Origin of the sequence: Variovorax sp. V93, assembly GCF_041154485.1 — a bacterium.
Classification (GTDB): Bacteria; Pseudomonadota; Gammaproteobacteria; order Burkholderiales; family Burkholderiaceae_C; genus Variovorax; species Variovorax beijingensis_A.
Genome location: NZ_AP028670.1, coordinates 209,621 through 235,397 on the forward strand (window position 1 = coordinate 209,621; position 25,777 = coordinate 235,397).

The 25,777-nt window shown below is 64.2% G+C and carries 22 protein-coding genes; 5 read left to right on the forward strand and 17 right to left on the reverse strand.

Annotated features, from left to right (window positions below; genetic code table 11):
* Positions 1–8: 8 nt before the first annotated feature.
* The 4 genes from ACAM54_RS26995 to ACAM54_RS27010 all read left to right on the forward strand — a co-directional run bounded on the left by ACAM54_RS26995 (position 9) and on the right by ACAM54_RS27010 (position 4,825).
* Positions 9–1,583 (forward strand): UxaA family hydrolase, encoded by a 1,575-nt coding sequence (locus ACAM54_RS26995; RefSeq protein WP_369651695.1) that lies wholly within the window; start codon positions 9–11, stop codon positions 1,581–1,583.
* Complete coding sequence (locus ACAM54_RS27000) at positions 1,559–2,050, forward strand: hypothetical protein (protein ID WP_369651694.1); 492 nt, start codon at positions 1,559–1,561, stop codon at positions 2,048–2,050. Before ACAM54_RS26995 ends, ACAM54_RS27000 begins: the two co-directional genes overlap by 25 nt.
* Positions 2,051–2,429: 379 nt before the next feature.
* Positions 2,430–4,094, forward strand: a complete 1,665-nt coding sequence (locus ACAM54_RS27005) for an AAA family ATPase (RefSeq protein ID WP_369651693.1) — start codon at positions 2,430–2,432, stop codon at positions 4,092–4,094.
* Positions 4,091–4,825: an alpha/beta hydrolase gene (locus ACAM54_RS27010; protein WP_369651692.1), complete on the forward strand. Its 735-nt coding sequence runs from the start codon at positions 4,091–4,093 to the stop codon at positions 4,823–4,825. Before ACAM54_RS27005 ends, ACAM54_RS27010 begins: the two co-directional genes overlap by 4 nt.
* 480 nt (positions 4,826–5,305) lie before the next feature.
* On the opposite strand, the gene ACAM54_RS27015 is transcribed toward ACAM54_RS27010, so the two are convergent.
* The 9 genes from ACAM54_RS27015 to ACAM54_RS27055 all read right to left on the reverse strand — a co-directional run bounded on the left by ACAM54_RS27015 (position 5,306) and on the right by ACAM54_RS27055 (position 15,290).
* Positions 5,306–6,823 carry a PepSY domain-containing protein gene (locus ACAM54_RS27015; RefSeq protein ID WP_369651691.1) on the reverse strand — a complete coding sequence of 506 codons (1,518 nt, stop codon included), beginning with the start codon at positions 6,821–6,823 and terminating at the stop codon, positions 5,306–5,308.
* A gap of 31 nt (positions 6,824–6,854) precedes the next feature.
* Positions 6,855–9,044, reverse strand: a complete 2,190-nt coding sequence (locus ACAM54_RS27020) for a TonB-dependent receptor (protein ID WP_369651690.1) — start codon at positions 9,042–9,044, stop codon at positions 6,855–6,857.
* A gap of 95 nt (positions 9,045–9,139) precedes the next feature.
* The gene (locus ACAM54_RS27025) at positions 9,140–9,976 is read right to left on the reverse strand and encodes a hypothetical protein (RefSeq protein WP_369651689.1); all 837 of its coding nucleotides are present in this window, start codon (positions 9,974–9,976) and stop codon (positions 9,140–9,142) included.
* A 21-nt stretch (positions 9,977–9,997) separates the two neighbouring features.
* The gene (locus ACAM54_RS27030; protein WP_369651688.1) at positions 9,998–10,339 is read right to left on the reverse strand and encodes a nitrile hydratase accessory protein; all 342 of its coding nucleotides are present in this window, start codon (positions 10,337–10,339) and stop codon (positions 9,998–10,000) included.
* Between the two features lie 10 nt (positions 10,340–10,349).
* On the reverse strand, positions 10,350–10,982 hold the full coding sequence (gene nthA, locus ACAM54_RS27035; RefSeq protein ID WP_369651687.1) for a nitrile hydratase subunit alpha: 633 nt from the start codon (positions 10,980–10,982) through the stop codon (positions 10,350–10,352).
* A 15-nt stretch (positions 10,983–10,997) separates the two neighbouring features.
* Positions 10,998–11,744, reverse strand: a complete 747-nt coding sequence (gene nthB / locus ACAM54_RS27040; protein WP_369651686.1) for a nitrile hydratase subunit beta — start codon at positions 11,742–11,744, stop codon at positions 10,998–11,000.
* 34 nt (positions 11,745–11,778) lie between these two features.
* Positions 11,779–12,768: a GTP-binding protein gene (locus ACAM54_RS27045; RefSeq protein WP_369651685.1), complete on the reverse strand. Its 990-nt coding sequence runs from the start codon at positions 12,766–12,768 to the stop codon at positions 11,779–11,781.
* 34 nt (positions 12,769–12,802) lie between these two features.
* Positions 12,803–14,470 carry an MFS transporter gene (locus tag ACAM54_RS27050; RefSeq protein ID WP_369651684.1) on the reverse strand — a complete coding sequence of 556 codons (1,668 nt, stop codon included), beginning with the start codon at positions 14,468–14,470 and terminating at the stop codon, positions 12,803–12,805.
* Between the two features lie 28 nt (positions 14,471–14,498).
* Positions 14,499–15,290 carry an alpha/beta fold hydrolase gene (locus ACAM54_RS27055; RefSeq protein WP_369651683.1) on the reverse strand — a complete coding sequence of 264 codons (792 nt, stop codon included), beginning with the start codon at positions 15,288–15,290 and terminating at the stop codon, positions 14,499–14,501.
* Positions 15,291–15,510: 220 nt separating this feature from the next.
* Here ACAM54_RS27055 and ACAM54_RS27060 point away from each other — a divergent pair, with 220 nt between their 5' ends.
* Positions 15,511–16,884, forward strand: coding sequence for a sigma-54 interaction domain-containing protein (locus tag ACAM54_RS27060; protein WP_369651682.1), 1,374 nt, complete (start codon positions 15,511–15,513; stop codon positions 16,882–16,884).
* A 128-nt stretch (positions 16,885–17,012) separates the two neighbouring features.
* Here the strand turns inward: ACAM54_RS27060 and ACAM54_RS27065 are convergent, their stop codons facing one another.
* The 8 genes from ACAM54_RS27065 to ACAM54_RS27100 all read right to left on the reverse strand — a co-directional run bounded on the left by ACAM54_RS27065 (position 17,013) and on the right by ACAM54_RS27100 (position 25,398).
* Positions 17,013–18,122, reverse strand: a complete 1,110-nt coding sequence (locus tag ACAM54_RS27065; protein WP_369651907.1) for a CaiB/BaiF CoA transferase family protein — start codon at positions 18,120–18,122, stop codon at positions 17,013–17,015.
* A gap of 89 nt (positions 18,123–18,211) precedes the next feature.
* Complete coding sequence (locus ACAM54_RS27070; protein WP_369651680.1) at positions 18,212–19,402, reverse strand: acyl-CoA dehydrogenase family protein; 1,191 nt, start codon at positions 19,400–19,402, stop codon at positions 18,212–18,214.
* Complete coding sequence (locus tag ACAM54_RS27075) at positions 19,399–20,007, reverse strand: 2-hydroxychromene-2-carboxylate isomerase (RefSeq protein WP_369651679.1); 609 nt, start codon at positions 20,005–20,007, stop codon at positions 19,399–19,401. The genes ACAM54_RS27070 and ACAM54_RS27075 overlap by 4 nt, the downstream gene beginning before the upstream one ends.
* 18 nt (positions 20,008–20,025) lie before the next feature.
* The gene (locus ACAM54_RS27080) at positions 20,026–20,991 is read right to left on the reverse strand and encodes a Bug family tripartite tricarboxylate transporter substrate binding protein (RefSeq protein ID WP_369651678.1); all 966 of its coding nucleotides are present in this window, start codon (positions 20,989–20,991) and stop codon (positions 20,026–20,028) included.
* Positions 20,992–21,128: 137 nt separating this feature from the next.
* Positions 21,129–22,097 (reverse strand): Bug family tripartite tricarboxylate transporter substrate binding protein, encoded by a 969-nt coding sequence (locus ACAM54_RS27085; protein WP_369651677.1) that lies wholly within the window; start codon positions 22,095–22,097, stop codon positions 21,129–21,131.
* A gap of 30 nt (positions 22,098–22,127) precedes the next feature.
* Complete coding sequence (locus ACAM54_RS27090; RefSeq protein WP_369651676.1) at positions 22,128–23,768, reverse strand: thiamine pyrophosphate-dependent enzyme; 1,641 nt, start codon at positions 23,766–23,768, stop codon at positions 22,128–22,130.
* Positions 23,769–23,814: 46 nt separating this feature from the next.
* Complete coding sequence (locus ACAM54_RS27095; protein WP_369651675.1) at positions 23,815–24,798, reverse strand: MDR family oxidoreductase; 984 nt, start codon at positions 24,796–24,798, stop codon at positions 23,815–23,817.
* A gap of 15 nt (positions 24,799–24,813) precedes the next feature.
* Positions 24,814–25,398: a TetR/AcrR family transcriptional regulator gene (locus ACAM54_RS27100; protein WP_369651852.1), complete on the reverse strand. Its 585-nt coding sequence runs from the start codon at positions 25,396–25,398 to the stop codon at positions 24,814–24,816.
* Positions 25,399–25,777: the final 379 nt, after the last annotated feature.

Consider the following 25,777-nt stretch of genomic DNA (forward strand, 5'->3'; position numbering starts at 1 on the left):
CCACACTGATGCTGTCCCCTATCGAAGAGCAAGCCATCGAGAAAATCACGGCACCCACTGGCGCGCGCGTCATTCGCCTGCATCCCGATGACGATGTCGTCATTTCCCTGGACCAATTGGTATCCGGAGCGCACATCGCTTCCGAGAACACCACGGTCTCCGGCCTGATACCTCCGGGCCACAAGATGGCGACGCGCGCCATCGAAGCGGGCGCGGCGGTGCGGCGGTACGGTCAGATCATTGGCTTTGCAAGCCAGCCCATCCGGCCTGGTCAGCATGTGCACACGCACAACCTGGAAATGGGCGAGTTCGAGCGCGACTACGCCTTTGGGGCCGAAGTCCGCGAGACGGTGCCAGCGCTGCTGCCCGCCAGTTTCGAGGGCATCGTGCGCGAGGATGGCCGGGTGGCGACGCGCAACTACATTGGCATCCTCACCTCGGTCAATTGCTCGGCAACAGTCGCTCGCGCGATTGCGGACCACTTTCGACGCGATGGACACCCCGAGGCTCTTGCGGAGTTTCCCAATGTCGACGGTGTTGTCGCACTGACACACGGCACAGGCTGCGGGATCGACTCGGCCGGTGAAGGTCTTCAAATCCTTCAACGTACGCTTGGCGGCTATGCGTGCCATCCCAACTTCGCGGGCGTCCTCGTTGTCGGACTGGGCTGCGAGACCAATCAAATCCCGAAGTTGCTGGCCACGCAAGGCCTGAGCGATTCGGGGGCGTTGCGCTCGTTCACGATCCAGGACGTAGGGGGAACGACGAAGGCGATCGCCCGCGGCATCCAACTCGTCAAGGAAATGCTTCCATCGGCCAACCAGGTCCGACGTCAGTCCGTGCCAGCCAGCCACTTGATCATTGGGCTGCAGTGCGGTGGCTCTGACGGCTATTCCGGGATCTCAGCCAATCCGGTCTTGGGCGCGGCCGTCGACCTGCTCGTGGCACACGGTGGAACGGCCATTCTCTCGGAAACCCCTGAAATCTATGGCGCCGAGCATCTGCTGACTCGACGCGCTCAAACCCTCGAAGTTGGGCGAAAGCTCGTCTCGCGCATTCGTTGGTGGGAAGACTATTGCGGGCGTAACGGCGCGCAGATGAACAACAACCCCTCTGCTGGCAACAAGGCCGGTGGCCTGACCACGGTGCTCGAGAAATCGCTGGGAGGGATCGCCAAGGGCGGGTCCACCAATCTCACCGAGGTCTACGAATACGCGCAGCCCGTCAGGGCGCGGGGCTTGGTCTTCATGGACACGCCCGGCTATGACCCCATATCGGCCACGGGTCAGGTGGCGGGCGGCGCCAATCTGATCTGTTTCACCACCGGGCGGGGCTCGGCCTATGGATGTGCGCCATCGCCTTCGGTCAAGCTTGCCACCAACTCAGCGCTGATGGACAGGCAGGCGGACGATATGGACCTGAATTGCGGCCAAGTCCTGGATGGCACGAAGTCGATCAATGAGCTCGGCGCCGAGTTGTTCCAACTCTTGCTCGACACAGCTTCGGGCCGGCCATCACGCAGTGAAGTGCATGGCTATGGCCAGAACGAATTTGTTCCTTGGCAGATCAGCGTCATCACCTGACCCCGTCGCTATCGCGCCGCCTTTCGAGTTCGGCCCCGCCTGGCACTCCACTGCGTGATGCCCAGCATGACAGTCACCAGCACAGCGCCTGCGCCAAGCCCGAAGCTTCAGTGGCTAGCATTGCGCTGGCCCATGGCCTGAACGCGAACCTGGTGCACAAGTGGCGCCGGATGGCAGCGGCGCCCGCAGTCCCGAAGCTTGGCGCAAGTGCGGAACCTACGTATTCTTTTATTTCGCTGGCAGTCGCCGTCTCGCAGGACCCGTTGCCGGGCCGCGGGATCCGTGAAACCGTCCGCGCCAAGTTCGCGGGCTGCACGCGCCAGGGCGGCCAGATGAGCGCCCAGCTTGTCGTCGAGGTCCGCCGCAGCGCTCTCGGTCAGCGCCTGCTGCTGCTCGCGCATCAGGTTGACGTACTCACCCGACAGGCTTTCGGTACAACCACCAGCCCGTTGCACCTACCAGCGTGAGCACGAGCGAGGTGATCGGCAGTGCTGTCTTCGTTCTCAGCTTGAGCCGCACTTGGTTTCCTTCGCGAGCACGGCGGTGGTTCGAGGCTGCATTTTTCGACGATAGCAACGGCCTTCCTTGACCGCGGCATGGTACGGGGGCAGTTCGCGGCAGGATCCAGCTATATCTTCAATGTGTGTACGCAATCCGAATGAGTTGGGGCGTTAGATAAAACCGAGCCGCCTACAGAGGACCAAAAACAAAAGCCGAGATCGCAGTCGTTGTTTCAACAACAGATCGCCCAGGCCACCGCCACCAACATCCTCCCGAAACTTGATCAAAGTCAAGCGCCGAAAGCCACACGCGTAGATAACATCGAAGGCGACGCGAGGAGACGCCGTGGAACTCGAGATACCGGAAATGCTGGCCGCCGCGCTGCAGGGGCAGGTCGGTGCGCAATCGCCGCTTGGCCTTCAGCTGGGTGGACAAGGCGCCGGCAGCGGCACCCGGGTCGTGTCCAGCCGCCATTTCGACGGCCACTCGCTCAACCTGCTCTACCAGCTGGGCCTGACCACCGGTGCGCGCGACTTGGTGTTCCAGCTTCTCGCGCTGGACAACCTCAACGGCGAACCGCTGGTGCGCCCCATCCCCAGCCTGGAGTTGATGGTCCCGGCGCTGATCGAGTGGCTCGGGCGGGACTTGATCGACGGCTGGCTGTACCAGCGCGGCAAGGACGGTGTGCTTCTGGCCTGGCTGATCCATTCGGTGCGCCTGGTGAAGCCAGCGGACGGTCAGTCCTATGTACTGGTGGGACTGCTGGCCAACACGCTGTCGGCGGCCGGCCGCGATCCGCCCGCCGAACCGCGCCTGCGTTTCGCCGGAATGACCTGGGGCCTGAGCTTCTATGCCGAAGACCTGCCTGGACGCACCCTCGCCGGCCTGTTTGCCGATCACGGCTTTCACAAGGAATGCGCCGAATTCAAGCGCGAGTACGACTTGCAGGTGGCCTGCTTCACCAGGCTGCAGCCGCAGTTCGGCGCTCAATTCACCGTCAGCGGCAGCGCCTGGACTCCCGGTGAAAGCCCGCGGGCAGAGATGGTGCGCCATCGGCTGCCCACAGGCACGGTGGCACGCTGCGTGAACGACGAGGAACTGGTGCGCCGACGCTTTGATCTGTCCGCCGACCCCCGCTACTGGCGCGAGAACGGCGTCGCCAATGGCTTCGACCGCATTCCCCAGCACTGCTACCTGCACTTGTTCCACTTGGATTGGCACCGCAACATCTGGGTCCACGCGCAGCACGTGCAGGAATATAAATACCAGCCCAGCCTGCGCGAGCGGCTGGTGCTGCCGCAGGCGCACCGCGACCTGATCGACATCCTCACGGCCGACCGCAACTTCCTCGTGGAAGATGTGGTGTCCAATAAATCGGGCGGCACCACGATCCTGTGCAAAGGCGCGCCGGGGCTGGGCAAGACCCTCACCGCCGAGGTCTACGCGGAGGTGGTCGGCAAGCCCTTGTACCGCGTGCATTCGGGCCAGCTCGGCGTCACGGCCAGTTCGGTCGAGGCCAGCCTGACGCAGATCCTGCAGCGCGCGGCGCGCTGGGACTGCGTGCTGCTACTGGATGAGGCTGACGTCTATATCCGCCGGCGCGACAACGACCTGCAGCACAACGCCATCGTCGCGGAGTTCCTGCGTACACTGGAGTACTTCAGCGGCCTTCTCTTCATGACCACCAACCGGGTCGGCGACATCGACGAGGCCGTCCTGTCGCGCTGCATCGCAGTGATCGACTACCAGCCGCCGGGCCCCGACGACGCGCGGCGCCTGTGGTCCATGTTGTCGGCACAGTTGGGCGTCGACGTACCGGACACGCTAATCGACAGGCTGGTGGTGGACTACGCCGGTGCCAGCGGCCGCGACATCAAGGAACTGCTCAAGCTCACCAGCAAGTACTGCCGGCGCAAGGACCTGCCGCTGTCGACGCCCACGTTCGCGCAATGCGCGGTATTCCGCGGCATCGCCTGCGCCTCGTCGCCTGCAGGAGCGACCGCACCATGATCGACCCCACCCTGCTGGGCGGCGCGCTGACCGGCCGCATGGCCTTCCGGCCCGGCGCTGTGCCCGTGGCGGACCCGCTGCCGCCCGGACGCCACGGCCTGTCGTTCGCCGAGGGGCGCGAGGCGGTGCTGGTGGCACCCGAGGGCCTGCCCGTCGATGCACCGCTGCCACTGCTGGTGATATTCCATGGCGCGGGCGGCGAGGCCAACCGGGTGCTGCCGCATTTCGTGGCCCACGCGCGGGCACGGCGCTTCTTGCTGCTGGCCCCGCAGTCGATGTACCCCACCTGGGACATTGTGGTCGGCGGGTACGGCCCCGACCTGGAGCGGCTGGACGGCGCGTTGTCCAGGGTGGCCGATCATTTCCGGATCGACCCCACGCGCTTGGCATTCGCCGGCTTCTCCGACGGCGGCAGCTACGCCCTGTCGCTCGGCCTGACCAACGGCGACGTGGCGAGCCACGTGATCGGGTTATCGGCGGGCTTCATGAGCGCGTTCACGCAGACGGGCAAGCCGCGCGTGTTCCTCGCGCACGGGCGGTCGGACAACCAGTTGCCGATCGAGACCAGCGCCCACCCGCATGCACGGCGGCTGCTGGAGAGCGGGTACGACCTGACGCTACTGCCCTTTGACGGCGACCACGTCATCGAGCCGTGGGTTGTTGCAGGGGCGGTCGAGTTTTTCATGGGGATGCAGACAATAGGAAAACCAGCAACAGCAGCGCCGGGCTGAATTCGACCGGCCGCACCTGCCTCTCGCGGAGATGCGCCGCTGCGCCGACCGCAAAAGTAACGATGACGGGGCGACACCAACTGGTCGGCGAGATAGGTACCTGAGGGCTCCGGCACGCAGAAGCCCGACCTTCGACCTAAGTCGACTATGTGGGCGAGGCGCTTCCATTTTCACAATCCGTTCGGACAACTCGTCAGCATCCCCTCGCATGCTTGCGAAGGGTGTCCAAGTGTGATGCTCCGGTATCCCAAAAACGGGGTGCCTGCCGACACACCACACGAGGAGCAAAGCCGAAGCGGGCGAAACCAAGGCCTTGGAGCTGAAGATTGCCCCGCCACCGGCGACGACCACGCCATCGTCCGCGCGTCTGTCACGATGTCCGCCGTGTTGTAGAACAGTTCGTCCTACAGCACGGGCGCGTCGACTGGGAGTTCGGTCATTGCCGTCACCGGCATGGCCCAGGAATATGAAGAAGAGAGCTCAGGCGACGCGCCGCGTCGCAGATTGTCGCACTGCGCCTTTCGGCGCCAGGGCGCGCCAGCCAATGACGCACGACGTGATGCACAGGGCGATACCGAGCAGGGAAAGGACCAGCACCAGCGCTTCGCGCAACCAGGGCCGTTCGCGCAGCGGCTCGAAGTCGAGACTGTGCAATCCCTGGTAGAGAAGCCGCTGCCAACGGCCCGACGGGTCGACCCGCAACAGCACCTTGCCCGAGGCAGCGTCAGCATAGAGGGCCGTGCCGTCCGGCCAATGGGCGCGCCAGACGGGCAGCGGCCGGGTGTCCGGCGCCTCCGCCGACGCCGGGTCCTTCGCGTAGTAGACATCGTCGTAGCGATCCATCCGCGTCACGTTCGACGCGGGCTGGTCGATGCCGCGCAGGCGCCGCAGGGCGTCCGACACCAAGCCGTCCGGCAGCACCGATTCCACCGCCGGCCGGGCGTCCGCATCGTCCGCACGCACCCACCACCGGCGCTGCGTACCCTGGAGGCGGTACCAGACCTGCCCGTCGATCCGGACCCGCTCCAGTTCCAACGCCTGCGCGCCGGCCGCCCGGGACGCGACCGCGGCCAGGGCCAGCTGCGGCGCCACAGCGGCACCCCGGTCGGCGCCGAGCCAGCGGTCGCGCTCGGCGGGCGGAAGTCCCCGTGGAGAGAACACCCCGTAAGGATTCATCGACATCAGGCCCGAGAAAATCCAGGTCAGCGTGAACACCGCGGCGACCAGACCGACCATGTGGTGCCAACGCATCCAGAACTTGCGATACGGAATCCAGCGGGACCGGTTGAGAAACAACTGCCAGATGCCCAGCACCAACCCGCTCGCGGCCAGCAGCACGCCCAGAATCGAGAGCCAGACGACGACCTGGTTCCACGCCTGCGGGAACTGCCGCAGCACGGTCGGATAGATCCAGTGCGGCACGGCGCCGATCCAGTTCCAGAACCGCTCGGCGCGGCGCGTGTCGCGCACCACTTCGGCGGCCGTGCGGGACACGTACAGTTCGAGACCGTCGTCGCCATCCAGGCTGACTTTGAACAGAGGACGGTAAGGATCCAATCCTTGCGGAACCGTCCACTGGTCACGCTCGAGCGCTTCGGCCGCCAGCGCCCGCCGGCCGCTGAAGGTCTCGGCCACCTTCATGGCCTGGACGGTCGTCAGCGGCGCCTTCAGTGCACCGGTGCGGGCATCGAGCGCTTGCCATCGAGGGGGGGTCTTGTCGCCGGCATCGACCAGGAGTCGCCAGACCGGCGCCCCTTCCTCGGCCATGGCGAGGCGCGCTTCGGTGAACGCCACGCCGGCTCGCCGCGCAGCGTCTTCGGCCGTCAGGCAGCAGCCGGTGGCCGGAACCAGGGGCCGCAGTCCGGCCCGGCGCTCTGCCTGCGTGAGGTTCGGGAACGGCACGTAGTACAGCACGATGCCGCTGAGGAACCACATCAGAAACAGCAACGCCAGCGAGATGCCGAGCCACTTGTGAATGAAGATCAAGGCCGGCTTCATGTCTTTTCCATCGGCTTGATTCGGACGCGCATCAGAACGCCGCCCGGTAGCTGACTTCGAAGCTGCGCGGCGCGCCGATCAGGACCTGGTTGTTCGAATTCGCGCCGCTCCAGTAGGCGTAGAGCTTGTCCGTCAGGTTGCGCACACGAAACGTGAGGTCGCCCTTGGGCAGTGTCCACGTGGCATAGGCGCTGGCCGTGGTGTACCCGTTCATGCGCACCGTGTTGGCGTTGTTGGCGTAGGAGTGGCCGGTCCGGTTGACGCCCGCACCCACGCGCACGGGCCATCCGGGAATCTGGTAGTCGGCCCAGAGATTGGCGACCGTCTTCGGCACGTTGGGCGGCGTGTTTCCGGCGCGCGAAACATTCCCGGCCTCGATCAGTTGATCGAACTGCGCATCGACACGCGCCAGGTTGCCGCTCAGCGTCAGTGCACGCGTCGCCCTCCAGGCCGCAGCGAGCTCGAGGCCGCGGGCCGACTGCTTGCCGCTGTTGACGGTGAGCGTCGGGTTGCTGGAATCGCGCGACAGCACGTTGTCGAGTTCGATCTTGTAAGCCGCCACCGTGTAGTCGAGCCGCCCGTCGAAAGCCGACTGCTTGATGCCGACCTCGAGTTGCTTGCCCGTCGAGAGACTGAAGGCACTGTTGGCGGCCGAAAGCAGCAGGAGGTTGCCCGTCCCGACCGGCGCGCTCGCGTTGGTGTACTGCGCATAGACCGACGTGTCGGTGTCGATGGCGAACACCACGCCCAGCCGTCCCGACGTCGGCCTGTACTTCTGGGTGAACGACGTGAGCGCACGGGTGTTCAGGTCCACGTTCTGGCGCTGCAGCTTCACGTCGTCCTGCCGCAAGCCGCCCACGATGGTCCAGCGGTCGCTGACGGACAAGGCGTCCTCCAGAAACAGTGAGCGGGTGGGGATCCGTGCGTCGAAGACCGTGCGGTTGCCGGCGCCGGCGTAGAGCGCCGGATTGGCGGCAAAGGCGTCGTAGCGTCCCGGGAAGGTGGCGAACTCGCCCACTGCGAGGGCAGTGTTGGCCGCGGCCGATCCATTGGAGAAATCGCGGTTGGAAGAAAAGTCGGTCTTCGTGTATTCGAGGCCCACCACGAACCGGTTCTTCATTCCGGCGATGGGCGAGGTGTTGGTGAGGTCGAGCCGATTCGTCAGGATCTGGTGATCGTGCGTGATGCCGACCAGGTCCCGCACGATTCGCCCGGGCGCGGCAAAGGCAAAGGACTCCGCATTGCGCCACGCCCTGTCCGCCGTGTAGTAGGACAGTTCGTTGCGCAGCTTCCATTCCGGGGCGATCTGCCAGCTCAGCTTGGCACGCGTCCAGAGGCTGCGCGCGCTCATCTGGGCATCGTCGACGTTGTAGTTGCGAAAGGCGATGCTGCGATCGACCACCCGCCCCGACGAGTCGCTGAGGATGCCGGTCGGCTGCAGCGCAAAGGCGCGCGGCATCAGCGGCGTCCCCTGGTACGACAGTGCGCTGTCCTTGGCGTAGTCCATCGTCAGATCGAGGACCAGGTCACGCGTCAATGCCGTGGTGAACCCCATGGTGAGGTTGTCGTACCGCTGCTTGTTGCGGTCGATGTACCCGTTGGTCTCCTGGTGGCTGTAGTCCAGCCGGAAAGCACTCGATTCGCCGACGTTGACGCCCAGGCCGACGCCGGCACGCGCCGTGCCGAAACTGCCGTAGGACAGCATGGCCTCGGCGCCCGGGTTGTTGCGGTCGGGCCGCTTGGTCACGAAATTGACGGCCGCGCCGATGGCGCCTTCGCCGTAGAGCACCGAGGCGGGGCCCTTCAGGACTTCGATGCGCTCGTAGTTCCAGGTGTCCTGCGGCCGGCTCACCATCGAGGCCACGGCCACCCGATCGCCGTCGAACAGGTAGGTGATGAAGCCGCCGGTGAAGCCGCGCGTCGATGCCACGGAGGGCGAGCCGGGTGCGCCGCCCGCGGTCATGCCCACGCTGCCGCGCAATGCCTCCTCGAACGTTCGCGCACCGCGCCGTTCCATCGTTTCCTGCGTGATCACCTCCGCCGACGCGGGCGTTTCGCGGACGCTCAGGCCCAGCCGGCTGCCGACCGCGGGCGTGGCCTGCAGCGATGGCGACTGGTCCTGCTGCGTGGCCGTCACCTCGATGGCTTGCAGGCTCGGCTGCGCCATCGCCTGGGTGCTGGCCAGGGCGATGAAGCCCGGGAATGCGATGTGTTTGAACATGGGGGAACCGGAGAAGAAGCAAGAGAAAACCACCGGCCCGCGGCTGCGCTGCCTGTCGGCAGCCGTCGGTTCCCCGACGGGATCGCGAGGCGGCATCAGGAGGTCCGTGAAGGGCGGGGTGCGGGGGCCGCTTTGGCGCTGCGTGCGCGCCTGGCACTCCACGCCCAGATCCCCAGCATCACAGCCACCAGCGCGGCGCCGGTGATTGAAAACGCCATGTCGTCGAGTTCGACTTCCGGCAGCAAGACCTTGGCCACGTTGTAGCCCGCCACGCCAAACGAGATGGCCACGACGAGCCAGCCCAGTGTCCGGCGCACGCGGCGCCCCGCTTCCGGATTCTCGATGCCCCGGCCGATCCGGCAGATGATTCGGCCGTCCAGCGTGTCGGTCACCATCATCCCTGCCGTGAAGGTCAGCCCTGCGAGCAGGGCGGCCCACGCGCCGCCGTTCTTGTTGCTGGCGACGTAGCCCCAGGCGGCCGCCTGCGTGGCGGTGTCGAAGACGGTGGCGAACAGCACGCCGATGACCACCACCGACCAGGCACTTGACTGCTGGCGCAAGCGCGCAGGGATCAGGCTCATCTTCCAACCGGTCGGCGCGTAGGCCTCGTTCCTGCGCAGCAGCAGGCGCAGATTGAGGCAGCCGACCACGACCAGCAGCAAGGTCGGAATCCAATCGAAAACGGTCACCACGAAGCCCGGGGGGTCGAAGTGCAGCGCCAGCTTGCTGACGACCACCGCGATCAGCGTGACCAGCAGGCCGTGACCCAGTGCGAACAAGGTCCCGATCCAGCCCGCATGGGCATGCGAATGATTGAGCGCGCGCCAGGTGAGGCCATCGATGCAGGCGATATGGTCCGGATCCAGCCCGTGCCGCAACCCCAGGACAAACATCAGCAACAGCCCTGACAGGGAAAGCAACTCGGCACTCATTTACTGCTCCGCCATGGTCATTCAGGCCTTCTTCGGTTGCCCGGCGACTGCCTGGGCCAGCTCGCCCGCGGTGACCACCCGATGCTGCTCGAGCACCTGCAGCAGCGCCGCCAGGAAGCGCTCGTAGTAATCCCACGGCGGCTGCGCCGCGCAGTCGAGCCGTTCCCAATCGCCGATCGATCCTATCAACTGCTGGCGGAAGTCCTCCCACTCGAAGTGGCCCTGCTTGGCCACCGCGAGCGTCAGTCCAAAAAGCTGGCGCTGCCAGTCCTGGCCGAAGTACAGCTTGCCATGGCTGCGGGGGGGAGAGTCCGCATGGCCAAGCATCTGGGCGGCCGCGTATTCCTCGAAGCGGGTGAACATCGCGCCGACCTCACGCTGCCGATGCAGGCGGCTGAACCAGCGCGACGCCCATCATCGACTCAGGTGTGACCAACGCGGCCAACTGCTCTTCGCTGAGGCCGTCAGTGTTGATGGGCCGTTCCGGCACGACGAACCAGCGGATCTGCGCGCTGCTGTCCCACACCTTGACTTCGCTGTCCTCGCTCACCGGCACGCCGAACTCGCGCAGGACAGCCCGAGGCTCGCGCACGCCGCGGGCGCGGAACACCGGGTCCTTGTACCAGTACGGAGGCAGGCCGAGCACCGGCCACGGGTAGCAGGAACACAACGTGCAGATGATCAGGTTGTGCACGCCAGGGCCGTTGGCCACCGCGGCCATGTGCTCGCCTTCGGCGCCCTCCATGCCCTGCGGCAGCTGGAGTTCGGCGATGGCCTTGGGCGTGTTCGCCAGCAGGCGCTCCTTGTAGTCGGGGTCGGCCCACGCCCGCGCGACAATGCGTGCGCCATTGAAAGGGCCGGCGACCTTCTCGAAATGATCGAGCACCGCATCGACCGAATCGCTGGCGATCACGCCCTTCTCGATCAGCAGGGCTTCCAGTGCGCGAACCTTCGCCGCGCTCTCGGCTTCACGCTCGGCGTTGTACTTGAACAGATCGCTGCTCATGATATTTCCTCTTCTTCAAGTGTTCGGGGATTGCAGGTAGACCTCGAAGAGGTCGGCGTAGATCGTCGTGTTCGGCTCGCACAGCTCGGGACCCCAGATGTCTCCGGCGTCGAACGCAACGCGGTACACCGGCATCGGCGCTCCGAGCCCGTCCGGCCCGGTCGAGCAGAAGTACCCGAAGGCGCCTGGATACACCTCGCGGATGGTGCCCTTCTTGTGGCGCAGGTAGCCGGGCAGCCGCGTGTGTTCGGCGGCCGTGGGGTCGGCCACGTACACCGTTTGGCCCGCCGTGAACTGCGGCGCATGGGGCAGAGGCCGCAAACCGGAATCGCCGCGCAGCAGATAGTCGATCACCTGGCGTTTGATCGGCTCGCTGGGCCGGTCGGGCAGCGGCGCGTCCGGCTGGATGCGGTAGTGCGCAGTCATCCTGGCCAGCTCGTCGGCTGTGATGTAGCCCTTGTCGACGAAGAACTGGCTGATGCCCATCAGCCACTTCTCGTAGTAGCGGAACTTGAAGTACTCGAAGGGCTGCATGCTCTCTGCGCCAGTACGCAGCGAGGCCCAGGTCCAGGAGTCCTTGAACGAAGTTGGAAGCGTGTCGACGGGGTACTTCGGCAACGCCTCGGCGAGATGGGCGCTCTCGGCCATCATCACGGTGTGGATGCCGAAGATGCGCTTCTCCCAGTCCTGCACGAAGACGCGGGTTTCGAGGTTGACGGGCCCGAGGTTCTCGAGACCGCCCAGCGCGTGTTGAAGTTTCATGGGTACTCCGGTTGGCAGATTCGAGGCCACGCCTTCATGGCACTCGTTCGGATTGAGAAACGAGACAATTGAGGAAGCCTTCGCGCAGCGCGTCTACCGCCAGATCCCGGCCGATGAAGACCAGCCTGTTGCGGCGCGGCTCATCGGGGCGCCATCGACGCCCCGGCCGTGCGTCCAGCAACATGTGCACGCTGTGGAAGTGGAATTGGCGCGCCTCGCCGTGCAGGCGCAGCACGCCCTTGGTCCGCATCAACTGGGCGCCTTCGCGTTGGACCAGTTGGCTCATCCAGCGATTGAATCGCTCCGGGTCGAGGGCACCGTCGGTTTCGATACAGCACGATCCGATCGAGGTATCGTGTTCGTGGTCGTGCTCCTCGCCATCCAGCAGATCAGGCTCGATCGATAGCACGTGCGGCAACGAGAAGCGCTTCGTCCCCAGCAGCTCAGCAGCCGAGACCTGTGCGTGTTCAGTGCGGATCAGATGCGCGGCCGGGTTCAACCGGCGCAGTTCGCGCTCGAGCCGCGCCAGTTCCTGCGGGCTGGCCATCTCGATCTTGTTGAGCACGATCACGTCGGCAAAGGCGATCTGTTCGCGCACGATGTCGTCATCGATGTGAAGCAGGACATGGCATGCATCGGCGACGGTGACCACCGACTCGAGTTCCACACGCTCCAACAGCGCGGCGTCGGCAAGAAAGCTCTGCAGCACCGGGGCCGGGTCGGCCAGGCCGGAGGTCTCGATGATCAATCGATCGACCGGGCGGCCGGCACGCTGCAGCAGCTCGTCGACCGCTGCCGTCAGGTCCTTGCGCACGGTGCAGCAGACGCAGCCGTTGGTGATCTCGATCAGTGGCTGTTCATCGGCGACGATCAGCTGACTGTCGATGCCGACCTCGCCGAACTCGTTGACGATGATGCCGATGTAGGCATCGCCGCACTGCGCCAGCAGATTGTTCACGAGCGTGGTCTTGCCGGCCCCGAGGAAGCCGGTGACGATCGTGACGGGGATGTTGTGGAGCGCCATACCGGTCCTCATAGCCACTTGCCGTTCGTCCGGACTACTGTTGCGAAGCGGTGAGTGTCGCGACCGGGCTCGGCTTCTCCGTCGGCGTCGTCGGTTCGCGCATGTCCAGGCCGCGGCGGTCACGGATGCAGAACGCGCCGACCACCAGCGTAAGCAGCGACACGACGATCGTGTAGATGAGGCCGCGGTAGATATCGCCGCTGCTCACGACCATCGCGGTGGCGATGAACGGCGCGAAGCCGCCGATCCAGCCGTTGCCGAACTGCAGAGCCACCGAGACGCCGCTATAGCGCACCTGTGTCGGAAACTGCTCGACGAGGAAAGCGCCCATCGGACCGTACACCATGGTCGCGAGCAGGACCAGCACGAACAGCATCAGCACGACCATAGGCGCATTGACGCGCGCCGGATCGGCCGACAGCGGCATGCCGCGCTCGACCAGCACCTGGCGCAGCGCTGCTTCGTCGAAACCGGTCAGCGTCGTCTCGTCGACTACAAGCCGCAGCTCACCCGCCTGCGGCCGCAGCACATATGGCACGCCTTGCGCTGCCAGAAACGAGCGGGCGCGCGTGCACGGCTTGGTCGCCTTCGGCTGGAACAGCTGGCCGATGAAGGACTGGTCCTCGCGACAGTCGCCGCCCTGGATCACGACCTGGGTGCGGGCGCGGAACTCCTCCTGGGCGGGGTTGCCGTACTTCGCCATGCCCTGGAAAAGCGGCATGAACAGCAGCGCCGAGAGCAGGCAGCCCGTCAGCATGATCCACTTGCGCCCGATCAGGTCGGAAAGCCAGCCGAAAAACACGAAGAACGGCGTGGCCAGCACCAGGGCGATCGTGAGGTAGGCGTAGGCGGACTGCGGCGGCAGCTTGAGCGTGGCGGTGAGGAACTGCAGGCTGTAGAAGTGCGCGGTGTACCAGATCACCGCTTGTCCAGCCACCGCACCGAAGATCGTCACCAGCACGATCCGCAGGGTGCGCGGATTGCCGAAGGTGTCCTTGATCGGGTTTTGCGATCCCTTGCCGTGCGCCTTCATCTCGAGGAAGACAGGCGACTCCTCCAACCGCATGCGCACGTAGAGCGAGTACGCGAGAAGCCCGATCGACAAGATGAACGGTACGCGCCATCCCCACAGGGCGAAGGACTCAGCAGATAGCGAGGAGCGCAGCATGAGGATCACGGCCAGGGAGACGAGCAGCCCGATGGTGCCGGTGATCTGCAGCCAGCTCGTCATGAAGCCCCTGCGCCGCGGGTCTGCATGCTCGGCGATGTAGGTGACCGCGCCGCCGAACTCGCCGCCGATCGCCAGGCCCTGCAAAAGACGCAGCAGAACCAGGATTGCAGGCGCGGCCCAGCCGATGGTCTCAAACGTGGGTAGGAATCCGATCGTGGCGGTGGCGGTGCCCATGATCATCATCGTCACAAGAAAGGTCTTCTTGCGCCCAACCAGATCGCCCAGCCGCCCGAAGACGATCGCACCGAATGGCCTCAACACGAAGCCTGCCCCGAAGGTCGCGAGCGACGCGAGGATGGCCGCCGACTCGTTGCCCTTGGGAAAGAACAGCCCGCCGAAGAACACGGCGAGGCTGCCATAGATGAAGAAGTCATACCACTCGAACACGGTGCCGAGCGCCGCGGCGAAGACCACACGGCGCGTTTCACGCGCATGCCGAGGCGTTGCGGGGGATGCATTGACTGTTGTCATGTCCATACTCCTTGATGTATGGCGGGCGTCAGGCGCCGCTCCAGTTGTCGACGCAAGCGATGAAGTCGCGCAAGATGGCATTGAAGCGCTGGGGCTGCTCGAGCATCGGGAAGTGCGCGGCACCAGCGACGAGTTGCAGTATCGCGCCGGGGATGCCGGCGGCGAGCGCATGGGACTCGGCGGGCGGCGTGATGGCATCCTCGTCGCCACAGACGACGAGCGTCGGCAAGGCCAAGCGCGCGAGTTGCGCGCGGCTGTCGGCCTCGTTGAGCGAGATGATGGCTTCACGGGCGACGAACTCTGGCGTCTGCGCCACCTGTTCGCGCGCGAACGCCAACAGCTCGGCCGAGGCGGCGGAGCCGAACGAGCGGTCGATCACTGCCTGGCTCGCCGCTGCCACGCCCAGGCTGTCGATGGCCTGCAGCACATTCTTCACCTCTACGTCCGGGCCGAGTCCATGGGGCGTGGCGCCCACCAGCACCAATGCGCGCAAGCGGCTTCCGTGCGTGAGTGCGAAGCGCTGAGCGATCGTGCCGCCCATCGATAGCCCAACGAGAATGGCATCGTCGAGACGCAGTTTGTCGAACAGCAGTACGAGGTCATCGACGAAAGCATCGATCGTGTAGCGGCGCGTGGCCGGGGATGCCGAGCGGCCGTGCCCCGGCAGATCGAGGACCACCAATTGGTGGTCACGCGAGAACGGGGCGATCTGCTCGCGCCAGAACTCGCCGGTCGTGGTGTAGCCGTGGCAGAACACGAGGGCCGGACCGTGGCCCGCCACACGTACTTGCATGTCTCCGATAGTAATAATGTCGTTCATTGCATTTCCACTGAGGTGAGGGATGGAAGGCGCCACGCCGATTGCGCGCGGTGCGGACGACATAGAGCAAGCCTGATGCCAATCGCGCGGCGGACTCTGGCGCGCACACTAAGTCGTTGATTCCTCAGGGATAAACGCCACAGCGCCAATTGATTGACGGCGTTCCGCACATGCACTAGTCTCAGATTTGCGTCCAGATTTCGCAAATTCGAGACTATCCATGCCCTTTCCTGAATGGTTCGGTTCCGGCCAGAACGAGGCCGAGTTCCTGCGCAGCGTGCTTGACCATGTGTCCGACTGCCTTGTGGCGGTCGACACCGATGGCCGCGTGGTGCTCATCAATGCGCCCTACTGCCGCCTGCTGGGCGGCCCCCCCGAGGACTTCATCGGCAGGCACATCACTGATGTCGTGTCGGCGAAGACGCGCCTGCATCGTGTAGCGCGCGGCGACACCACTGTGACCATGATGCCGCTGGAAGTGCGAGGCCATCAGTTGCTCGCACGCCAAGTGCCGGTTTACCAGAACGAACGGATCATCGGCGCGGTCGGCTTGGCGCTGTTCTCGAACATGGCGGCGCTTAAGAAGGCAGTCGCCGTCGCCGGGAGCGAGGATCGCGCCATCCACAGCCCGCCCACGCCATGGACTGTGCGGTACGGGCCCGATGACATCCTGGGCCGGGGCGCCACCATGGATGGAGTGCGCGCGGCCATCGAACGAGCCGCATCGCTGTCGCAGCCAGTGCTTGTGCAAGGGGAGACGGGCAGCGGAAAAGAACTCGCGGCCAACGCCGTCCACGCGCTATCGCCGCGCGCCCGACGGCCATTTGTTTGGGTCAACTGCGCGTCGATTCCGGAGTCGCTGATCGATGCCGAGCTCTTCGGCTACGAAGGTGGTGCGTTCACGGGCGCCCGGACGCGCGGCAAGCCAGGCAAATTCGAACTGGCGAGCGGTGGCACGCTGTTTCTCGACGAGATTGGCGACATGCCGCTCAGCCTGCAAGCCACACTTCTGCGTGCTGTGCAGAACCAGGAGATCGTGCGAGTGGGCGGCGTCTCGCCGATCCCGATCGACACGCGCGTCATCTGCGCCACGCACCGCGATCTGCAAATGCGTGTGGATGCCGGCAAGTTCAGGGCCGACCTGTATTACCGGCTCAATGTTCTCGGCGTGCACATGCCAGCGCTGCGCGAGCGCGAGGACCTGGATTGGTTGACCGAGCAGTTGCTCGAGCGCATCGCGCAGCGAGAAGGTCTGCCGTCTCGCCGCGTGCCGCCCTCGGTACGCGCGCAATGGCGCGCGTTCGACTGGCCGGGCAACGTGCGTCAACTTGAAGCCGCGCTCCTACGCTTCCTCATATCCGGGGACGCGGGGCTGCCGACGAGACCGGCTGCGAAGCTCTCGCGGGCCGGCACCGACCCGCGTGAGGCCTCGTCAGCGACCACCTTGCAGGAACACCTCGATCGCGAGCGCGCCGCCTGCATACGGAAAACGCTGGCGGAGACCGTCGGCGACAAGGACGAAGCCGCACGACGGCTCGGGATCAGCCGTGCGACGCTGTACCGCGAACTTCGACACTTGCCCTCGTCGCTCTGACGGCCGGATGCCGGGGTCCGATTGCCTATTGCGTTCCGCCCATGAGCGCGGGCAGACGATGTCCAGGCGCCAACTTGCTTCCGCGCGGCCCGCTTATGCGGGGCCTGTCTTCCAGTCCTGAACCAGGACTACCCGGCTCGAATCACTGGCCCGAGAGTTCCGGTTCGAAGACTCTCCTCCACCAAGGCCGTGTCGACGCCAAATCGCTGGCAGACGGAAACAGAGTGCTCACCGACGGACGGCGCGCGGCATCTGTCTTCGCATGGGTTCGCCACACCAGGGATCTCGGCAAGAGGAAGAGAGCCGAGCGCGCCACCATCGATCCATCGGTATGCCTGCCGGGCGAGGACATGCTCGTCGCACAGCCATTCATCATAGGTCTGCACCTTTTCCACGAGCACCCCGACTGCCTGGAGTGCAACAAGCAGATGGCCCGTTGTCCAGCTTTCGGCCAGTCGAGCGAGCTCCTGCATCAGCACACCTTCGTTGCGAACACGATCCTCCCCCGACTTGAACCGGGCATCCCCTGCAAGGGCAGGCTCTCCCAGCACTTGGCATAGCAAGACAAAGTGTTCGCCCTTTCGGCAGGAAACAGAAACCCCGCCATCGCTCGTCGGGAGAAAACCGACCGGCCCGTAGAACGACTTGGGCTCGCCGCCACTGGCATGGAACTCGGCAATCTTGGCACCCTGAAAGGCAGCCGCCGACTGCATCAAGTTGAGGTCCAGATAGCCGCCCTCCCCCTGTTGGCGGCGCGCCGACAGTGCCGCTGAAAGCGCAGAGAACACGTACAAACCGGTCAGGACGTCGGCAGCGACCATTCCCTGGCGGTGAGGCGTTCCGTCGGGTGTGCGATTCATCACCATCATCCCCGAGAAGCCCTGAATGAGCGAGTCAACAGTGCCCCGTTGACTGTAGGGACCGGTCTGCCCAAACCCCGACACGGACGCATAGATCACGTCCGGACGAATCGCCTTGACTGCGTCGTACGAAAAGCCGAGCCGTTCGATGACGCCGGGCCTGAAGCTCTCGATGAAGATGTCGCATTGGCTGGCAATCGTCCTTAGCACCTTTTGGCCGGACTCGCTCTTCAGGTCCAGAGCGATCGATCGCTTGCCGAGGTTGTAGTGCCACGAGTGCACGCAGTGATCGCCGCTTCGGGGCCCAAGAAGGCGTCCCCAATCGCCATCCGGCGGCTCCACCTTGACGACCTCTGCGCCATATTGAGCCAGCAGCATCGTGGCGTGTGGCCCTGCAATGCCCTGGCTCAGATCGCAAACTCGAACGCCTTCAAAGGCTCGACCAAGATCCATTCGGACACTGCCTTTCACGAATACCTCCGCCGCAGATGACTGCCGATCCGTTCGTTCAGAATCTCCGTCGTGCCATCTGCATAGCTTGCCATCTTGACCTCGGCCAGTTGCCGCTGCAGCCCGTGCGTGCGCAGCAGACCGTTGGCTCCCATGCTCTGCATGCAGTGTTCGATCCCCGAGATTGCCCTCGACGTCGCGAACTTCTTTGCATGCGCGGCCGCAAGTTCGGCGTTCTCGCCCGCGTTGATCAGCTGGGCTGCCCGCAGTACCAAGGCGTTGGCGGCATCCAGTTCATTGGCCACGTCGACCAATCGCCACCGAAGACCTTGGTGATCCATCAGAGGATGCCCGAATGCCGTCCGGGTCAGGGTGTAGGCCACCGCAACCTCAAGCGCCCGCTCAAGGCATGCCGCCGCCATGGCAGCGACATGGACCCGCGCGCCGTTGATGGCAGCCATCGAGCGCTTGAACCCTTCGCCCGGAGCTTCGAGGAGATGGTCGTCAGGGACAAAGACGTCCGAAAACCTCAGGCCCCCGACCCCGCTGGCAGAACCGGCATCCACGGGATGTGCGCCCAAGCGATCCACACCCGACGCCGACAGGGAGACCAGGAATCGCCCAATGCCGGCGGTTCCTGTGGCCGTCTGCGCGCCGACCACAGCCAGATCAGCGATCGTCGCATTGGTGATCCACGCCTTCTCGCCGTTGATCAACCAGCCACCGTCGACTTTCTTGGCCAAGGTTCTGGTCGCAGCCAGATCACTGCCCCCTGTGTGCTCAGTCAGCGCGATGCAGGCCACCAGCTTGCCGGACAGCAGATCGCCAAGATAAAGATTGCGCAGCCTGTCCGACGTCTGCGTCGCGACCATGTGGACCATGCTGTGCGAATTGTTCAGACTGAACGCCGCCGCAAAGGCGAAGCGCGACAGCACCTGCACCACCCTGATCTTCGCCAGGTACGAAGCTCCCTGGCCTCCGAGGTCCTGCGGAGTCTGCAACCCTTGCAGCCCGAGTGCGGCCCATGCCTGAATCAGCTGCTTGGGGAGCACTTCTCCGGTGTGATGAGCTCGCTCGGCGAAGGGCACCAGTTCGGAGGCACAGAAGGACTTGGCCCTTTGCACCAACTCGACCTCACGCGGCGTCAGCAGCGCATCCCAATCCGCATAGAAGCTGCGCGAGTCACCCGACTTCGTCGAGGTGCTCATCTTCCCCGTGCCTTCTCGATGGTCCTGTCGAGCATGTCGAGCCGATCCTGGCCCCAGAAGGCCTCCCCCCGGAAAAAGTAGAACGGCGCGCCAAACACTCCCTTTTCAATCGCCTCGTTCGTGTACTTCATGTAGGTCAGTTCCGTTCGCCCGTCCTGCGCGCTCTTCAGGATCTCCTGACCGTCCAAGCCCATGTCGTTGGCAATGGACACCAGCGTGCCAGCGTCTTCGGCATTGCGGTCCTCCACCCAGATGGCGCGCATGATGCCCTGGCTCAGGTCCGCCACCTCGTGACCAAGCGCCTCCGCCGCGATCACGAACCAGGAGGGAAGATGCCCCGTCACGCAGAAGTGCTTGGGCTCGAGATTGATGGGCATGCCAAGGATTTCCCGGAAGCGCCTCATCTCCAGCAGGCGATAGTCCTTCCGTTCCTTCGAACGGTAGGGAAGCTTGATGCCGCCCGTTCTTGAGTAGACCGTTGCGAGATCCACGGGGCGATGGTTCACCTTGAGTCCATGGCGCTCACCCATGGCCTTCAACCGTGGGCCTCCGAAATAGGCCCAGTCTGAATGAATCCAATAGAAGGCATCGATGCAGTCGGTCATCTTCAGATCTCCTGTGAGTTACTCGTCGGCTTTGAGCACGCCCTTGTCGATGAGCATCTGCGCGGCCCGGTGGTCGGCCCGCGCCCGCTCAATGAATCGCGATCGATCGGTCGCAAGCACCACAAAGCTCGCGTCCTCGAGTTGCTTCTTGACCGCGGGCTGCTCCAACCCCCGTCGGACAGCCAGGGCGATGCGCTCCGTCACCGCCTTGGGCGTGCCCTTGGGAGCGACCAGGCCCACCCATATCGTTGATTCGTAGCCCGGGACCACGGTGCTCAGCGGCGGCACGCCGGGCAGCGCTGGAAGGGGCTGAGCCGATCCCACGGCGATCGCGTTGACCCTTTTTGCCTGAATCAAAGGCAAAAGCGCCGGGACCGAGGCAAGGACCACGTCAATCTGCCCTCCAGCGAGCGCCGTGAACGCAGGCGCCGCCCCCGAGAATGGCACATAAGTGACGCGCGAGCCGAGTGCCTGGTTCAGCAGCTCAGGTTTCAGCATGCTCGCCGCACCAGGTCCGGGTACTGCCTGGTTGATCTGCTCCGGCCTTGCCTTCAAGGCAGCGATGTACTTCGCAAGCGTGTCATAGCCCGATTGGAGCGAGGTTGCCAGGACCGTTGGCGACTGACCCAGCAGCGATATGTACTCGAACGAATCGAATGCGTCGAACTTGTAGTTCTTGTTGAAAAGATTGGCCGTCGCGTGGGTCTCATAGACCATGGACAGCGTGTACCCGTCCGCCTTGGCTCGCGCCACTTCGCCAGCGGCAATGTTGCCTCCGGCTCCGGCCTTGTTTTCGACAACGATCGGCTGACCCAACTCCTGCCCCAAAGGGCCGCTGATCACCCGTGCAACGAGATCGACAGGCCCGCCAGGCGGGAAGGGCACTACCAGCCGGACCGGCGCCGAGGGATACACATCTGCATGGGCCGAAACCAGGCCCGCGACCAAAGGCAACACGGCCGCAATCAACTTGGCTGGGGACATTCGATTCTCCTTGTTGTCTCCTAGGGGAACAGGAACTGTTGAGGCGGCCATTCAGCGGGCGGACATCCCAAAGCACGTCACGCCGAAGATGAGCGAAACCAGCTCCTACTGCGCCGCCTCTGCCGCAGAGGCAAGCATTACTCTTCGGGCTTGAGAATTCCCTTCTGGACCAGTTGCTCCGCGTCCCGAAAGTCCGCCCGGGCACGATCGATGAAGCCGTTCTGATCGGTCGCGAGGACGACAAACGTCGATGCCTCGAGCTGCTTTCGGACGGCGTCACTCGCCATCACTTTCTGCACGGCCCCCTGAAGACGATCGAACACGTCCTTGGGCAGTCCCGCAGGTGCCACGATGCCAATCCACGCCGTCGACTCGAAGTTGGGGATACTGCTGTTCATGGTGGGAACGCCCGGCAGCGCGGGCAGCGGCTTGGCCGATCCAACGGCGACCGCATTGACTTTCTTGGCCTGTATCAAGGGCAAGGCCGCAGTAACCGAGACCAGCGCGATGTCGATCTGCCCACCGACCAGTGCCTGCATCGCCGGCGCGACGCCCGGATACGGAACGTAGGTCACCTTGGTGCCCAGCGCCTGATGCATCAGTTCCGGCTTCAGAACGCTCGCTGCGCCAGGACCGGTAACTACTTGGTTGAGCGCGCCGGGCTTGCTCTTCAACGCAGCGATCAGCTTCGGGAAGGTGTCCAGGCCTGACTGCGTTGATGTCGTGAGCACCAGTGGCGAGTAGCCGAGCAGAGAGATGTGGTCGAAGGACTTGAAGGCGTCGAACTTGAAATTCTTGTAGAACAGATTGGTCGTTGCATGGGTCTCGTAAACCAGCGACAGCGTATAGCCATCAGGCTTCGCGCGAGACACCTCATTGGCAGCGACATTTCCGCCTGCTCCCGCCTTGTTCTCGATGACGATAGCCTGACCCAGCTCCTGACCAAGCGGCACACTGACGACCCGCGCCACGAAGTCGACGGGCCCTCCTGGCGGGTAGGGAACGACAAGTCTGATCGGGGCATTGGGATAGCCGCTGGCCTGCGCTGCCCCCATCGCAAGGAGCATGAAAGCACCTGCGGCAAGACTCGACTTCTTGACTGACATCGGCTTCTCCAGGAAGTTAAACGCAGCAACTCACTCCCACTTGAGCGATCGCTCCACAGACATGTCGGGATCGCTGCAGACCTCGATCACCACCGGTCCCTCGGTCGCCATCGCCCGCTCGACCATTCCTGCTGCGTCCCTGGCGTGCTCGATCCTGAAACCACGGGCGCCAAACGCCTCAGCAAGCTTGGCAAAGTTCGGATTCCCCAAGTCAGTACCACTCACCCGATTCGGAAAGTGCCGCTGTTGATGGGTTCGGATGGTCCCGTACGAGCCGTTGTTGGAAATCACCACCCGGATGTTCAGTCCTCGATCAACGGCTGTGATCAGCTCGTTGCCGTTCATGAGGAAGCCTCCGTCACCTACGAATGCGAGGACCTCCCTGTCCGGATAGCGCAAGCCGGCCGCCACCCCGGCTGGAACGCCCGTCCCCATGGCGCCGCACGCGGATCCCAGCAGCCGGTTCTCCGGTGTCATCTTGAAGATGCGGTGCACCCAGGAGGCGAAGTTCCCGGAGTCCGTCGTCAGGATCGCATCGCGCTTCGCCAAGCGCTCCAACGCCATGATCGTGTGCCCCATCACGTCGTCGGCCACCACGTTCTGAGGCTGCCAGCCGTGCGCACGATTCGCCGCTTCAGCAACGCGCTGCATCCAGGCCGCGGAGGTGCCTGCCCGCCTGCCGTGGCGCAGCGTCGCGCGCACGAATCCATGCGCTGTCGAAACGATCGGCAAATCCGTTTGAAAGTGCCGCCCGATCATCTCAGGATCGGGATACACGTGAACGAACCGCTGAGGGTTCAGGCCCTGACGCGGGAATGCGAAGCCGAGCGATGAGACATCGCCCATCCGGCTCCCGATGGCGATCAACAGGTCGGCTTCGCTGAACAGCGCCGTGTGCGCTGGCGAAGCGAAGAAGCTCAGCTGGCCGACCCAATGTGGATCCAGGTTGGAGAACTGGTCCTGATTCTTGTTCGTCAGCGCCACCGGCACGTCCCACAGGCCCACGAGTTCCTGGAGATCGCGTCGGAACTCGGAACTGCGGCATTCACCACCCACGATCAGGATGGGCCGGCTCGCGCTTGCAAGCAGCTCATGGACGCGAGCGGCATCGTCCACGCTCGCTTCAGCAATGGCTCGACCGTGGACTCGTGCTGGCCGCTGGTCGACAACGGCCGTCAGAACGTCTTCGGGCAATTCGACCGTCACGGGACCGGGTGTGCCCGAAACTGCCATGGCGAAGGCTCTGGCCATGACCTCGGCTACCGCGTCAGCGCGATCGATGCGCCCGGACCACTTGATACTTCCCCAGAACGCTTTGGACGAATCGATCTCCTGGACCGCTCCTCGTCCCAGATTTGGCGTATCCACCTGTCCAATCAGGAGGATCATGGGAATCGCTTCTTCCGCAGCCACGTGAACACCAATCGCAGCGTTGAATGCGCCAGGACCACGACTTGCCATGACGATGCCGGGGCGGCCGGTCAGCTTCGAGTCGGCGATGGCGGCCAGGGCGGCGGAACCTTCATGACGGCAAGTGACCAGATCGAAGTCGCGACGTGCGTGCAAGGCGTCCAGCAGTCCCAGAAAACTCTCCCCGGGGACGCTGAATCCGCGATCCGCACCGTGCGCGACCATGCTGTCAACGATTGCGTCAGCAACTCGGTATGCCATGACTGTCCTCTCATGAAGCCCATCGGTCTGGGCGGTTCAGCTCTTGCTAAGCGTTGGGATTGACAATCAGGCGACCGCGAACCTCTCCTCGCATCAGCCTTTTGGCAGCATCAATCGCCTGTCCCAAAGGGATTTCATCGGCGATGTCTTCCAGGATCGGCCCGTGCAGATCCTTTGCAAGGCGCTCCCACGCTGCCAACCGATCTGCCTTCGGACGCATCACGCTATCGACACCGAGCAAGGTCACGCCGCGAAGAATGAAGGGAGCGACGGAAGACGGGAAATCAAGTCCTTGCGCCATGCCGCATGCCGCGACAGCCCCGCCGTATTGAACTTGCGCGCACACATTCGCCAGAGTGTGGCTCCCCACGGAGTCCACGGCAGCGATCCACCGTTCCTTCTGCAAAGGCTTGCCTGGCTCGTTCAGTTCCTTGCGATCAATCACGTCGCTCGCGCCGAGGCGGCGTAGATACTCCGACTCAGCGGGGCGACCCGTCGAGGCCACGACCTGATAGCCCAGATTGGCCAGGAGCGCGACCCCGAAGCTACCTACGCCCCCGTTCGCACCGGTGACCAACACGGGCCCCTGCCCCGGCTTCAGGCCATGCCACTCAAGTGCCATCACGCAGAGCATCGCGGTATAGCCAGCGGTCCCGATGGCCATCGCCTGCTTGGCACTGAAGCGCTGCGGCAGTGGGATGAGCCAGTCACCTTTTACGCGCGCGCGCTGGGCCAACCCACCCCAGTGAGTCTCACCCACGCCCCAGCCATTGAGGAGCACCCGATCACCGGCTTTGAAATCGGCGTGTTCGCTCTGTTCGACGACGCCCGCAAAGTCGATGCCCGGCACCATCGGAAAGCTCCGGACGACCGGCCCCTTGCCCGTGATGGCCAGTCCGTCCTTGTAATTGAGGGTGCTGTACTCGATCCGAACCGTGACGTCGCCTGCAGGCAGGCGGCTGTCATCGATCTCGCTCACCGACGCACGATGGCCTTCGGCGTCCTTCTCTACAACGATGCCTTTGAACATGCTTTTCCGTTCCAGTTAAAAGTGCTGCTGATTCGCCCCGGGGTGGGGGATTGCCTCGGCACGCGCGCCCAGGCTCGAGAGAAATGCAGTGATGAAAGTGATCAACGGGCGGTCGCTCTGAACGAGCCGGGCACGAAGCACCGCACCTTCCCACGCGATCCAGAAGAACTCGGCAAGCTGCTCTGGGTCCAATGCAGCCGAAATGCTTCCCTCGACCTGGGCGGCCTCGAGACAACGGGCTACCCGCGCCTGCCATCCGAGGAGGATGGCATCCAGGCGTTCGCGAAATCCGGAGGGCAGCACACCCAGCTCCTGGCTCAAGTTCCCGACGAGGCATCCACGCGTGAAGCGATGCTTGCGCATGCCCTTCGACGCATCGGCGATGAAATCCGCGAGACGGTCCAGCGGCGGACGCTCCTCGCTCAACAACCACCGATCGAGCTTTCGCTTGAAGTAGTCGTCGTAGGCGTCCATCACCGCAGCGCCGAATGCATCCTTGCTCTCGAAGTAGTGATAGAAGGACCCCTTGGGCACTGTCGCCCGCTTCAGCACCGCATCCAGGCCGGTCGCGCTGAAACCCTGCTCGGTCAGCAGTTCCATCCCACACCGTATCAGCACGTCTCTCGTGGCCGAATAGGCTGGCGAGGCACCGCGGCCGCGAGACACGGCCACCTTCAGTTTTGTCGTCATTTTTTTATTCTAGACCGATCGACTAGGAAACATCCAGCGATTTTTCCAGCCTGCGCAATCACGCCGAGTTGAGGCGCATGGCGCACCACAACGCGACAGAGTTCCGCACCCTTATTGTGCAAATGGGTGAATTCGTGGTTTGCACCAAGAGTGAGGCGTTGCGCTCGGACGCACTGCCAAGCTGGCCCGGGTCTTGCTGGAAAACCCCTATGAGAGTCCTTATTGACACAATGTGTCCTTGGATTTCATACTGCCCACACCCTCCTCGACTCAGCTGAAGGAAGCCCGA